General features: G+C 38.3%; 11 protein-coding genes and 1 tRNA gene. 7 read left to right on the plus strand and 5 right to left on the minus strand.

The window, feature by feature from the left end:
- Window positions 1-36 precede the first annotated feature (36 nt).
- A complete protein-coding gene (locus J8L85_RS04125; RefSeq protein ID WP_211014827.1) occupies window positions 37-423 on the plus strand; it encodes a DUF423 domain-containing protein in 387 nt (128 codons plus the stop codon).
- Between the two features lie 55 nt (window positions 424-478).
- On the opposite strand, the gene J8L85_RS04130 is transcribed toward J8L85_RS04125, so the two are convergent.
- From J8L85_RS04130 to J8L85_RS04145, 4 genes are all read right to left on the minus strand, one after another.
- Window positions 479-1999: a carboxypeptidase-like regulatory domain-containing protein gene (locus J8L85_RS04130; RefSeq protein ID WP_211014829.1), complete on the minus strand. Its 1521-nt coding sequence runs from the start codon at window positions 1997-1999 to the stop codon at window positions 479-481.
- 272 nt (window positions 2000-2271) lie between these two features.
- Window positions 2272-4497, minus strand: a complete 2226-nt coding sequence (feoB, locus tag J8L85_RS04135; protein ID WP_211014831.1) for a ferrous iron transport protein B — start codon at window positions 4495-4497, stop codon at window positions 2272-2274.
- Window positions 4494-4742 carry a FeoA family protein gene (locus tag J8L85_RS04140; protein ID WP_047246683.1) on the minus strand — a complete coding sequence of 83 codons (249 nt, stop codon included), beginning with the start codon at window positions 4740-4742 and terminating at the stop codon, window positions 4494-4496. The genes feoB and J8L85_RS04140 overlap by 4 nt, the downstream gene beginning before the upstream one ends.
- Window positions 4743-4853: 111 nt before the next feature.
- Window positions 4854-5522: an SCO family protein gene (locus J8L85_RS04145; protein WP_211014833.1), complete on the minus strand. Its 669-nt coding sequence runs from the start codon at window positions 5520-5522 to the stop codon at window positions 4854-4856.
- Between the two features lie 163 nt (window positions 5523-5685).
- On the opposite strand from J8L85_RS04145, the gene rseP reads away from it, so the two are divergent.
- From rseP to J8L85_RS04165, 4 genes are all read left to right on the plus strand, one after another.
- On the plus strand, window positions 5686-7041 hold the full coding sequence (rseP, locus tag J8L85_RS04150; protein ID WP_211014835.1) for an RIP metalloprotease RseP: 1356 nt from the start codon (window positions 5686-5688) through the stop codon (window positions 7039-7041).
- An 80-nt stretch (window positions 7042-7121) separates the two neighbouring features.
- Window positions 7122-7195, plus strand: a tRNA-Asn gene (locus tag J8L85_RS04155).
- Window positions 7196-7547: 352 nt separating this feature from the next.
- Window positions 7548-8054, plus strand: a complete 507-nt coding sequence (locus J8L85_RS04160; protein WP_211014837.1) for a hypothetical protein — start codon at window positions 7548-7550, stop codon at window positions 8052-8054.
- A gap of 8 nt (window positions 8055-8062) precedes the next feature.
- Entirely contained in the window at window positions 8063-8266 is a 204-nt protein-coding gene (locus tag J8L85_RS04165; protein WP_211014839.1) for a helix-turn-helix transcriptional regulator, read from the plus strand.
- A 49-nt stretch (window positions 8267-8315) separates the two neighbouring features.
- Here J8L85_RS04165 and J8L85_RS04170 read toward each other — a convergent pair whose 3' ends face one another.
- On the minus strand, window positions 8316-8903 hold the full coding sequence (locus J8L85_RS04170) for an RNA polymerase sigma-70 factor (protein ID WP_247656548.1): 588 nt from the start codon (window positions 8901-8903) through the stop codon (window positions 8316-8318).
- 117 nt (window positions 8904-9020) lie between these two features.
- On the opposite strand from J8L85_RS04170, the gene J8L85_RS04175 reads away from it, so the two are divergent.
- Window positions 9021-10187: a FecR family protein gene (locus J8L85_RS04175; protein WP_211014842.1), complete on the plus strand. Its 1167-nt coding sequence runs from the start codon at window positions 9021-9023 to the stop codon at window positions 10185-10187.
- 181 nt (window positions 10188-10368) lie between these two features.
- Window positions 10369-13857: a TonB-dependent receptor gene (locus J8L85_RS04180; protein ID WP_211014843.1), complete on the plus strand. Its 3489-nt coding sequence runs from the start codon at window positions 10369-10371 to the stop codon at window positions 13855-13857.

Consider the following 13857-nt stretch of genomic DNA (forward strand, 5'->3'; position numbering starts at 1 on the left):
AGATTTTCATTATTCATATATTTGAGAAAAAGTTAAATGGTACTTCTTACCCAATTTATAGGTGCACTCTTTGGTCTATTGGCGATTATCTTCGGCGCTTTTGGCGCACATGCCTTAAAAAAATCTTTTAATGCGGAACAGATTGCTAGTTTCGAAACCGGTGTTAAATATCAAATGTACCATGCATTGGTGCTGCTCATGATCGGTTTTAACCTAAATCTAGAAACTTCATTGGAGAAGTATATGGTGTATTGCCTTATAGTGGGCACCTTTCTTTTTTCTTTTAGTATCTACGGTTTGTGTATAAGTGGTGCCAAGGGTAATAAATGGAGGTTCTTAGGCCCTGTAACCCCTCTTGGTGGGGTGCTCTTGGTTATAGGTTGGGGGTTGTTATTGTATTCGTTTATTAAGAATTTTATATAGTCCACCATACCTACAGCTCGGTATTCTTTTGTTAGGTGTTTTTTAACAACAGAAACTAGTATTCTGGTTGTACCTCTGATTTAAATTCTTTGATAGCCGTATTTGGAGCCATTATCGTGTAGCCTTCCCAGAATTCCGGGTCATAATCGGGCATGTACTGCGGGAGCACGTCATTTTTTTCTTTAAAGGCCGAAAATTGACTTTCTTTTATAGGTTCTTCATCAAAAACCACCACTTCGTATTTATTGAGGCCACCAAAAGCGGCATCGATCTTAAGATGCAGTTCGTTTTGTTTTCTGCGCCCTTTTACATTTTTGTTTTTTTCTATGATCTTAATAGGTCTTTTAAAACCTACCCGGTTCCCTTTGGTGATTTCATAATAGCGTAAACTGTATAGTCCGTCATCGCCTTTACCGAAAAGAATACTGCCTTTGGCCAAATATTCATTCAAAGAGACCCCTAAAAGACTAAAGGTTCTAAGGGGTTTTACATTTTCAAAATCCATTTTTACAATGGCAAAGTCATTGGCATCAACGTATAATTTTCCTTTAAAATCTTCAGAACGTTTGGGTTCGAATGCGATAACATAAAGGGCCTTGTCACCAATATAGGTGAACTCTTCCAAAGACAGATTGTAACGTCTGGGCTTCCATATAATGTTATAATCAGAATCTTCAAAAATGGGAAGATTGGCGTATAAATTTCCCAAGGTTCTTTTTTTGTAGTTGGCAAAGAACTTTTTTCTGTTCTTTTCTTCTTCCAAACGCTTGTTTACGGCTGCTACATCGCTAGAGTCCATCTCTGTTTCAAAAAGGTCTTCCGCATCTACCTTGGTGCCGAATAGACCAGATTTTACCTTAAAATAAGAATCGGTCTTTACATTTTTTTTAATGATCTGGTTAAAACGCTTTTCTAAATTGTCGGCATCTAATCGTTTGCTTTTATCATATAGTTCAGAGGCTTTTATAAGGTCTAGTTTTTGTTCGTCCTTATCGTTGGTTCCATAGAAGTCACCTAGAACTTCGGTATAGTAAGTGTCGCTTTTTGGAATAGAGCGCACTACACTATCTAAAAAGGACCTGTTAAGGGCGTCGATAGTAGATTCTTTGATTCTATAATCGGTTTTTATGATGTTGTTCTGATATGTTTCCCTTAAAAAGAGTCTTTTTTTTGTAAAACCAAATCGGTAGTTCTTTAAAAGATTTTCCTCTACAAGACCTATAATTTCTTCTGGTGTGTAGTTTTTGTTCGAAACTATAACTCCGTTAAGTTCAATGGCTTTTGGGCTCATCAAAATTCTATTTTCCTTAAATTCATTCAAGGGTTTGGATATGGATTCGTACCCGATACATGAAATAAATAGGGAATCTGTTTCTTTTACCTTTTCGTCTATCAGAAAAGAAAATCTTCCTTCTTCATTGGTGATAACCCCTTTGTTATTCAATAATACGGTAGCGTAGGGGATAGGTTCTTGCGTAACACTATCCAGTATTCTTGAGTTAAGCGTTTGTGAAAAAAGTAAATAAGGGGAACAGGTGGAACACAGAAGAACAAGTATTGTCGAAATTCTTTTCATAAAACTGGTTGCTTATGTACAAACTAAAGTATACCCTAGCACATAACCATGCTCTTTTGCATTTTATTGGGACGCTTTTATTGATTTTTTAACGAAAGTAATTCTAAATCAATGTGATAAAAATCAACTACATCCGCAACCATCTTGCCCACAAGCTTTTTTACTTGGTTTTTTACTGGTTAAAAAACTAGGGAGAAAGAATTTTTTAACGATATAACCTACGGCAATCGCCAAGGTTATATAAACTAATATTTGTTGAAGTAAATCCATATCTATTTTAATAATTGATAGGCTATTAAAGCTACAATATAAGCAAAAAGACTCATGAACACTAGCTGGCCGGCCGGCCATTTCCATGAATTGGTCTCTCTTTTTACAATAGCCAAGGTACTCATACATTGCATTGCGAAAGCGTAGAACAATAATAACGAGATACCCGATGCCAAGTTAAACAATGGTTCTTTTGTTATAGGGTTTACTTCTGCCGCCATTCTGTGCTTTATGGTTTCCTCCTCATCGTTTCCAACACTGTAAATGGTAGCGAGGGTACCTACGAACACCTCTCTTGCGGCAAAGGACGTTAATACCGCGATGCCTATTTTCCAATCATATCCCAAAGGCCTTACCACAGGTTCTATAGCTTTGCCCATGATGCCCATGTAAGAATGTTTTAGTTTGTAGCTGGCAATTTCTTGGTTCAGGGCTCTTTCTTCTAAAATAGCGGTATGAAGGGCTATGGAGTCTTGGTATGCCTGGTCAGATTCTTTTAGTCCCGTTGTGGGTAAAGTAGCTTTGTATTCCGCTATTTTGTTTTCGATATAAGATTCGCTGTAGGTGTTAAAGCCTTCTGCTTCGATTCTTTTGGTGACAATGGTCTCGGCGTTCTTAAAATCATCAGAATGCCCATTTGATCCTAAAAACCATAGAATAATAGAGATGGCCAAGATGATTTTACCGGCTCCAAAAACAAAACTCTTTGTTTTTTCCAGTACGGTATAAGCTACGTTTTTGAGAAGGGGCAATTTGTAATTCGGCAACTCTATAACGAAGAAGGTCCTGCTCTTTATTTTCAATATCTTATTAAGGACCATCGCAGATAGAATGGCGACACCAAAGCCAAGTAGGTATAGTAGCATTAAGGTAAGTGCCTTATAACTTAAACCCAGTACGTTTCCTTCGGGAATTACCAGGGCAATTATTATCAAGTATACCGGTAACCTGGCAGAACATGTGGTAAAAGGTGTTACCAGAATGGTGATTAATCTTTCTTTCCAATTTTCTATGGTTCTGGTCGCCATAACGGCAGGTATGGCGCATGCGGTACCCGAGATTAAGGGTACTACACTTTTTCCGCTGAGACCGAACGGACGCATTATTTTATCCATTAAGAATACCACGCGACTCATATAGCCGGTTTCTTCCAGTAAGGAAATGAACAGGAACAAAAATGCTATTTGGGGGATAAAGATGACGATCCCGCCAATACCGGCCAAGATACCTTCTGCGATCAAATTGGTGAATGCCCCGGATGGCAAGGTGTCCTTTACCCATTCGGTGGCAGAGGCAAAGAAGCCGTCTATCAGGTCCATGGGGTACTCGCTCCATCCATAAATAGCTTGAAAGATGGTAAGCAGAATTACAAAGAAAATGAGATAACCAAAGATCTTATGGGTCAAGATCTTGTCTAAGGTAGCCCTAAATCCTTTTGCGGCGTTAACATCTATCTTGTATGTTTCCTTAAGAATACCGTTGATAAATTGGTATCTAAGTATGGTTTCTTTTTGCTGTAACCTTTTCAGCTCCGATTTTGATTTTGTTGCAAAAGAGGATGTATCCGGAATCAGGTTTTTCTGAATCGGCATAAAGTTTACATCTTGTGTAATTACCAACCATAGTTTGTATACATCTTCTTTTGGGAAAGCGTTTTTTAATCTTTCAAAATAATCGGGCGCTATGGCGGTAGTATCTACATTCGGAACTTTAGAAATGTTTTTGTAATCGGCAATTAATTCTTTTAACCTGTCAATGCCCGTTCCTTTGCGGGTACTTACCAGGGCCACTTTGGCATTAAGCTTCTTTTCTAAAAGCTCAATGTCTATGCTAATACCTTTACGAGACATGCGATCTGCCATGTTAATGACCAGGATCGCAGGTATTTTTAAATCTTTTATCTGCGTAAATAAAAGTAGATTTCTCTTTAGGTTTTCAACATCGGACACGACCAAGGCCACGTCCGGATGGTCTTTATCGTTTTTGTTAAGAAGTAGTTCTACCGCTACACTTTCGTCCAAAGAAGTCGTATTAAGGCTATAAGTTCCCGGTAGGTCGATAATATGCGCCTTTACCCCCCTTGGTAATTTACAGATACCTTCTTTTTTTTCAACGGTAATACCAGGGTAGTTTCCTACTTTTTGATTGAGCCCGGTGAGTTGATTAAATACAGAGGTTTTACCAGTGTTCGGGTTTCCGATAAGGGCCACATTGATTTGTTTGCTCATAACACAACATCTTCTTCTTCAACAATATCCAATGCGATCTGTTCGGCCATAGAACGTCTTATGGCAATATGCGAACCATTAACATTTATGTATATTGGATCTTTTAAGGGGGCTACTTGTACAAGTTCTATTACATTGCCCGGAAGACAACCTAATTCCAATAACTTTATAGGTAGTAAGTTTTCGGTAAACTCTTTGATAATGCCCTTTTGGCCCCGTTTTAAATCTGCGACAGTAGTTTCCAATCTTTATTTAGATTCATTATAAGTAATCAAAAATAACTCAAATATTTCAATTAAAAGAATTAAAGAAAGTTAATTTAAATAGGAGCTATAGGCTTACCGAATTAGTAAATACTATTCCTTATAACTAGCTTTCAGAATTTCTAGATCACTTAGTAATTTTTGTATTTCTTCTTCTTTGGTGCCGTCATAAAAGCCCCTTATTCTTTTTTCTTTATCTACCAGGATAAAATTTTCTGTATGGATCATATCAAAAGGACCTCCGTCACCGTCCGTTTTGACCGCCAAGTACGATTTTCTAGCCAATTCATAGATTTGTTTCTTGTCTCCCGTCACCAAGTTCCATTTTGTATCGTCCACACCTTTTTCCAGGGCATATTTTTTTAACTGTGCCACAGAGTCTATCTGTGGGGTTACCGAATGCGATAGCAATAGCACGTCATCTCCTACCTTGTCTTGTATAGAGGCCATGTTCTTTGTCATTATAGGGCAAATGGTAGGGCAGGTGGTAAAGAAAAAATCCGCGATATATATTTTACCTTCATAATCGGCCTGTGTAATGGTTTTTCCGTTTTGGTTGGTAAGTGAAAAGTCGGCGATGGTGTGGTATTTTCGTATATGTTGAATCTCTTCGGCCACCAATTCGCTATTTACCATGGCCGGGGAGTATATGGGTAGTATTTTTTTTGGCGTTAAGGCATTATAAAAAAGATACACGACCACTGATGAAATTAGTAACAGGACAAGACCAAAAATCTTATATCCACTGAAGAAAGAGCGCATATTTATTTTTTTGACAAAGGTACATTAGCTTTGTGAAGGTTTCAAGCATATTAGGGCATATACGTGCCAAAATATTCTTAAAATAGTATGGGTGCAACGAGTTTCTTTTTTTAAGACCTTGTAAAAATGTACTTTTGTCAGATTTAAATTTTAGAGAACGCTAATGAGTCCCATTTTAATTAAGACTATTCAATTTTTTTTAAGCCTTTCATTATTAATAGTGCTTCATGAGCTTGGGCATTTTATCCCTGCAAAATTATTTAAGACCCGGGTAGAGAAATTTTACTTGTTTTTTGATGTGAAATTCTCTCTTTTCAAAAAGAAAATCGGCGAGACCGTATACGGTATCGGTTGGTTGCCTTTGGGCGGATACGTTAAGATCGCGGGTATGATTGATGAAAGCATGGATACCGAAGCCATGAAAGAGGAGCCCAAACCTTGGGAGTTTAGAAGCAAACCTGCATGGCAACGATTGATCATAATGCTGGGCGGGGTAACCGTTAACTTTATCTTGGCGGTGATTATCTATATAGGTTTGGCCTATGCGTACGGAGATCAGTTTATAGCCAACGATAGTTTAAAAGACGGTGTTTATGTGAACGAAACCGAAATAGGCGATAAAGTAGGTATAAAGACCGGCGATAAAATTTTGGCCGTAGATGGTGAGCCTGTAGAGGACTTTAATAAGATTTTTATAGAGCTGGTGAACGGAAGCAATTTTACCATAGAGCGTGATGGTGAGATCATAGAAAAAGAAATACCGGTAGACTTTATTGCGACCTTGTTGGAAGATGAGGATAAAATTAGGTTTTTAAGTCCGCGATATCCATTTGTTGTTGGTTCTATACCTGAAGAATCCTCGAATAAAGATTCGGGCTTACAGGTAAAAGACGAAATCGTAGCTATTGGTGGCGACTCTTTTACTTATTTTGATGAGGCAAAGGAGATTCTTCAAAAATATAAAGGTCAAAAAGTAGACCTGTCGGTAAAAAGGGAAGGTAGTGGTCAAATACAGATTCCTGTTGTTATAAGTGATTCAGCAACCATAGGTGTAGGTCTTGGGGGCTTAAGTTTTGCGGATCTTGAAGACAGGGGAGTGCTGAAAATTAAAACGAATACCTATTCGTTTGTAGAATCTATACCTGCAGGTATAGATAAAGGGGTAAGTACCCTTAGTGGCTATGTAAAGCAAATGAAGAAAATCTTCAACCCGTCTACGGGAGCTTATAAGGGAGTAGGAGGTTTTGCGGCTATCGGAGGTTTGTTTCCCAGCGGATGGGACTGGCCCGCTTTTTGGAATGCAACCGCGTTTATATCTATTATTCTGGCATTTATGAACATACTGCCCATACCTGCATTGGACGGTGGACACGTGATGTTTCTGTTGTATGAAATGATTACCGGAAGAAAGCCGAGCGACAAGTTTTTAGAGTACGCTCAAATGATAGGGTTCTTCTTGTTGATAGCATTGTTGCTATTTGCAAATGGTAATGATTTATATAAATGGTTATTTAAATAGAAAAACATCTTTTTTTGTTTGGGAGATTTTAAAAAACATTTATATTTGCACCCGCTTTAAAGGATTAAAGTAAGGTATTTTCCTCCTTAGCTCAGTTGGTTAGAGCATCTGACTGTTAATCAGAGGGTCCTTGGTTCGAGCCCAAGAGGAGGAGCAAAAAAGAAATCCAATCTAATTTATTAGGTTGGATTTTTTGTTTTAGGTCAAGTATCATAGGGCCTTGCAAGTTTTTTAGGTAATTTATTGTTGTAGTCAATAACCGTAATTGTCTTTTTAATTTTAATGGAAGCAAGAGGCATATTTTTAAAAAGACCAATTTCTTTTCTTATTTTTTGGTGCTTGGGGTTTGGTTACTCTGTTTAATGAAAATAGACAATTTTTTAATTAACATTTTATCCTCCATTCTTGTTGTAATGGTGTTATTGTGATAATTAAAAAAATAATGATAATCGTTAATTTTTAATTGTATTTCGTTATTTTCGATGTTGTTAATTAAATACTTGTTTATGACAGCGATTAAGCATGTGCTAGCAGCATTCTTATTGGTCTTTATTTTAGTTCTATTAGGTTATTATATAAGACCAGAAAATCCGGTGGTAATTATTATCTGTTTTGTAATCATTGGGTTTTTTGTTTTCAATTTGACGATTAGAAAGTCACTTGCTTATAGAAGGTATTTTGAAAGTAAATACAATCTATTTACCTCAAAGGTGAGATCTGAGAAAGTTTTTGATATCCCTGAACATCTCATGTTCGAAAAAATAATTGAGGTTATCGATAACTCTGAATTTAAATTGATTGAAGCTGATAGGGGGGCATATGAAATTTTGGCCATTACGAGGATGACATTGATGTCTTGGGGAGAGAATCTTTATATAGATTTTGAAACCAAAGGGGGCAAAACAATAATGAAATGTTGTTCGGTGACTTTCTTTCAGATATATTCTTGGGGTAAAAATGAAAGGAATTGGGATGTTCTTTTAAATAAAATTGAGAGCTCGTTAACGATATAAATTGGGGTATGGCAATTATAGTGAACTTGGATGTGGTATTGGCGAAAAGGAAAATGAAATTAAAAGAACTGTCTGAAAAGGTAGGCGTGTCTACGGTTAACTTATCTATTTTGAAGCAGGGGAAAGGTAAGGCAATTCGTTTTTCGACCTTAGATTCTATTTGTTCAGCTTTGGATTGCCAACCTGGGGATATTTTAGAGTATGTTGAATAGATTATACCACATACGACGGTTATGCTGTCTAAATGTTAAACACTATTGTCTATAGCTGCCAAGGTTTTCGATTGAACAAGATGAACAATACTGGTTTTACCTTATCTGAAAGTTTTTTGCGTAGAATCTTAAATCCTCTGGTAATTTGAGCTTCTACGGCCTTTACCGAAATCTCTAGATGTTCGGAAATTTCAATATTTGTTAGTCCTTCTTTTTTACTTAACATAAAGACTTGCTTGCATTTTGGAGGTAGATCTTCCATCATGTTTTTTACGTCGGCGATAAGTTTCTTTGTACTTTCCTCGTCTTCCGCTACAATGGTGTTAAGGTGTTCAATATACTTTTTTTCAATCCGTAATAAAGATTGTGACTTTCTGTATTGATCTATAAACTCGTTATAGACAGATTTGTATAAAAAGCTTTTTAGTGAATGATCAGGGTTTAGCATGTTCCGTTTTTCCCATACGTTTATAAAAACGTTCTGTACAATATCATCTGCCAGCATACTATTGTTCACAAGGCTGTTTGCGTAAACGCATAACCTATGGTGATAAGAGTCTACCAGAAAAGAAAATGCCTTCTTGTTATTCTGTTGAAGACATTTTATCAAAACTTTATTGTCCTTGAAATCCATCATTCTAAATCCATCGCTCTATAAAAATAGTATAAATATGAAATGAAACAGAAAAAAAATTGCTGGAGGCATAGGGTGTGTATTTTGAGAATCGTATTAGAAATATAATTGATTAGCTTAATGAAAGATAAAAGAATCGAAGAACTGATTGTAAAGTTTATTTCGAAGGCCATAACAGAACCTGAACTAGAAGAATTGTCCGATTGGTTGGACCAACAAGAGAACGAACAATTGTTCAAAGATTTCATTCAGGTAAATTATGCCTTGGATTATAATATGTCGAACTTTGATTCGGAAAGGGCAAAGCTTGTTTTATTGGACAAAATAGGAGGCTCAGATGACGCCAACCCTGGAAAAATAAGAAAACTTAAGTTTTATAAGTATGCGGTTGCTGCGGCAATCGCTATTCTTGTTTCCCTTGCTGTATTTTACTCTACAGAGGATTTAGAACCAACTTCAGAAATCATAGCAAATACCGAAGCTTCTATTCTTCCTGGAACGGATAAGGCTATACTCACACTTGATAATGGTAAACATATCACCCTGGAAAAAGGAAAACAGGTGCGTATCGATGAGGTCACCAGTAATGGAGAAAGTCTTCGATATAAAAAGGGACAAAAAGGAAGCCAAGAAATAGTGTATAATTACTTGACTATTCCACGAGGGGGGCAATTCTTTGTAGAGCTATCGGATGGCACCAAGGTTTGGCTCAACTCAGAGTCTAAATTAAAATATCCGGTGTCTTTTGTTTCCGGAGCGCCCAGAAGTGTGGAGTTAATTTATGGAGAGGCCTATTTCGATGTTTCTCCAAGTACAGAAAATAATGGAGCATCATTTCGTGTGCAAACAAGAAACCAAAATATAGAGGTACTTGGCACTGAGTTCAATATTTCGGCATACGAAAACGACCAAAGCATTCACACAACCTTGATCGAAGGAAGTATTGCTGTAAGTAATGGTGCCGAAGGCAAAATACTTGATCCGGGTATGCAATCCATCTTATATATGGATGAGGCCGAAATTCAAGTGAAAAATGTTGATGTCAATTACGTTACGTCATGGAAAGATGGACTGTTCATGTTCGATAAAAAGCCTTTGGGGGAAATGATGAAAGTATTGGCTAGATGGTATAATATAGAGGTGGAATTCGAAAACCTGGAAAAACGGGATTTGGAATTTTCCGGAATATTGAAAAGAGGAAATGAGATAAACGTATTATTGGAAAAAATAGAACATACAGGTCTTGTGAAATTTTCTATACAGGACAATAAGATATTAATAAAGTAAAATAATAGGATATGATGAAATAAAATAAAAAAGGAATAAAGCTATCACCGTCCAAAGTAGCAGCTAAATTCCTTTAAGTGATCAATTAAACGAATTGTTTAACCAATACCAATACAAATATATGAAAATCGGAATGACCCCAGTCTTTGTATGTCGATTACAAAGGCTAACTAAACTAATCATGAGGACCTTTATTTTTTTGTTTTTGACTTCAGTTTTCGGTCTGAGCCCAAAATCAGGGTTTTCTCAGAATGCTGACATATTCATTAATACAGAAAAAGTAGTTTCTCTAAAAGAGGTTTTTGAACTTATCAAGGCCCAAACAGATTATGAATTCGTATACGCGGACGACCTTGTGAAAGATGCTCCTAAAATTCTTTTGAAAGAAGGGAGTGTAAAGGTGGGAACCTTGTTAAAAAAAGGCTTGGACCCCATATTTTGTACCTACGAATTTACCGATAACACCGTAATCGTTAAACGAAAGATACACCCTGTATTAGGTGTTCCCTTACAAGAAACTTTTTCTGTTTCAGGTACGGTCAAGGATAAAAATGGAATGCCGATTCCTGCGGCATCCGTATATGTTGCCAGCAATGAACCGTCAAGGGATGCAGATCGCCCCGATGACTTTATCGTAAGAGGTACAGTTACCGATTTTGATGGTAATTTTAAAATAGACGCAAGTCTCGATTATTATTTAGCTGTTTCTGCATTAGGTTTTGAGTTTAAATATCAGAAGATTACGACCAAACAAGATTTTTACGAAATTGTGCTTGATGAAAGTGCCAGTAGGCTCGATGAGGTTGTGGTCGTAGGTTATGGTACCACTGTAAAGAAAGACCTAACGGGTTCGGTAGGCTCGGTTAAAAGTGAAGAAATAGTACAATATAAGAGCCAGACGGTAGATAATGCCCTTGCGGGCAAGATTACAGGTGTAAATGTTATGAGTGCCGGTGGTCGTCCAGGGCAAGGTGGTGTTGTTCAGATCAGGGGCCTCAGTTCACTTAGGGGTGACAACCAGCCATTGTATGTGGTAGATGGGGTTCCTTTTGTTGTTAACCCTAGTGTCGACGACGGTTCTGGTGCCAGTGGCCTTTTTAGTACGGGTTTGACAAGTATAAATCCATTGGCGGCCATTAACCCTGAAAACATTGAACGAATCGACGTGTTGAAAGATGCTTCCGCCGCAGCTATCTATGGTTCAAGAGCGGCCAATGGGGTTATATTGATTACTACCAAGAGGGGAAAAGCTGGGGAGCGTACCAAATTTAACTTCAGCATAAGTTCCACTGTAAGCAATCCGATTAAGACATATGATTTTTTGAATGCGGCCGAATACAAACAGTTTGCCCTTGAACAATCACAAAGTGTTCTGGACAATAGTGCTTATCCAGAGGCACAATGGCCCTATTTGCATCCAAAGGAATATGAGGTGGTCAACAACCCCGATTTTTTCGGAAATGGAGATACCGATTGGACGAAGGCCATTACCAATAGCAATGCCCTGTGGAGGCAATATAATCTGGGGGTTACTGGAGGCACCCAAAAGGCTGCATACTCCCTTTCCGCCTCTATTGCCGATCAAGAGGGAATCGTGGTGAACAATGACGTAAAGAGATATAATGTGGCTTCTAATTTAGATGTGAATGTTACCAAGAAATTACGGGTTGGAGGTTCTATCAACTATAACCATATGATAGATGAGATTTCCGGTATTACGGGAATTGGACAAGGGTCCTTTTCTTCAGCTGCCGCTTTCCGACCTGATATTCCTATTTATGACGCGAATGGAAACTATACCAAAGCTTACAGTGATAGATATGGAGAAGTATTCAATCCATTGGGTGACCAAGGTAGAATAACGAATAAGACAGTATCGAAAAATCTATTTGGCGCCTTTTATGCAGAATGGGAATTTTTGAAAAACCTTAAATTCAGGTCTCAGGCCAGTATCGGGGTAAATGACATAACAAATACCGTGTTCACCCCGTCGTTTACACAAGATGCCCTATTTGATGGGAGATACCGTGGGGCCCCAGGAGCCAATCTTGTCGACCTGCGGGTAGACGGGTTTAATACGGCATTTGAAAATACACTTTCCTATTCCAACCTTATCGGCGAGAACCATAAAATAGATGCAGTGGCGGGTATTTCGTATAACCGGAACAGGGATGATAGGCAGTCGGTGCGTTATAGGGAATTTCCTGATGATTTTATCTTAATTAATCCTGGATCGGCCAATATCGTGGAGAATAATACATCCGATCACTTTGAGGCCGTTCTGAATTCTGTATTCGGTCGAGTCAACTATGGATATAAAGAGCGTTATCTGGCCACCTTTACCTTAAGGGCGGACAAGTCGACAAAATTTGGCCCTGGTAACCAAACCGGTGTTTTCCCTTCCGGGGCGTTGGCATGGAACATGCATAATGAGTCTTTTCTAAAAGACAGCAAATGGTTGGATCAACTAAAGTTAAGGGCAAGTTTGGGTCGTACCGGTAGTGACAATCTTCCCTCGTTTACTTTCTTGCCGACATTTTCCGCCACTGGAGGTTACAATGTTAGTAAAGGAACCATATCAAGCGACGTGCCCAACCCGGACATAAAATGGGAAACAACAGACCAATTGGATCTAGGTCTTGAATTGGGTCTGTTCGATCAACGATTGAATGCAGAGATGGTTTATTTTGAAAAAAACACCTCCGATCTAATACTTGTAGTCCCTATTGTGAATGAAACCGGTACGTTGCAGCAAAACCAGAACGTGGCGGACGTGACCAACAAAGGTTGGGAATTTTTGCTCGGAGCCGATATAATCAGAACAGAAAACTTCTCTTGGAATTCCTCGTTCAATATCAGTTTCATAAAGAATAAAGTGGAAAGCCTGAATGGGGGAAGTGTCAATTTATATGGTAGCCCAGGGGTTGTGGAAGGAGAGCCTTTTGGGGTGATACAAGGGTATAATGTGCTGGGTATTGCACAAACACAGGAAGAAATAGATGCCCTTAATGGCCAAGCGGCGGCCAATGGTGCGCCAGGAGGGGTTTACAGTAGTTTGTTGCAGGGGCCAGGGGATTACATTATGGAGGATATTGATGGCAACGGTTATGTTGATTCGGAAGATAGGGAGGCAATTATTGGCAATGTGAACCCCGACTATTTTGGTGGTTGGTCCAATACGCTCACGTATAAAAATCTGGATTTCAGTTTTAATTTTCAATTTGTTCAGGGAAATGACAAAATCTTTGATCTGTACAATAGGTTTACCATGGTGGATGTCACGGAAAATGTCATTAAAGACCATTTAAACCTTGTATGGTCTTCCTCCAACACAGACGGAACCCTTGCCCGTTTGAGGTCACCATCCTATGATGGGGGCAGGACAAATTCAAGATCTATAGTGGATGGTAGTTATGTAAGGTTAAGGTATGTAGGTTTGGGCTATAGGTTTCCTCAAATGTCCTGGATGGATAAACTTGGAATCACCGCAGCCAAGCTGTCGATCAGTGGAAACAATCTCTTGACCTTTACGAATTATCCAGGTCTCGATCCCGAAGATCAATCTGCTTTTCGAAGGGGCAATATTACCGATTTTTCCAGTTTTGGTGATGATGGCAGTGGATATCCCCAGGCCAGAAGCTTTACACTTACACTAAACGTAACCTTTTAA

Origin of the sequence: Maribacter sp. MMG018, from assembly GCF_018100785.1 — a bacterium.
Classification (GTDB): domain Bacteria; phylum Bacteroidota; class Bacteroidia; order Flavobacteriales; family Flavobacteriaceae; genus Maribacter.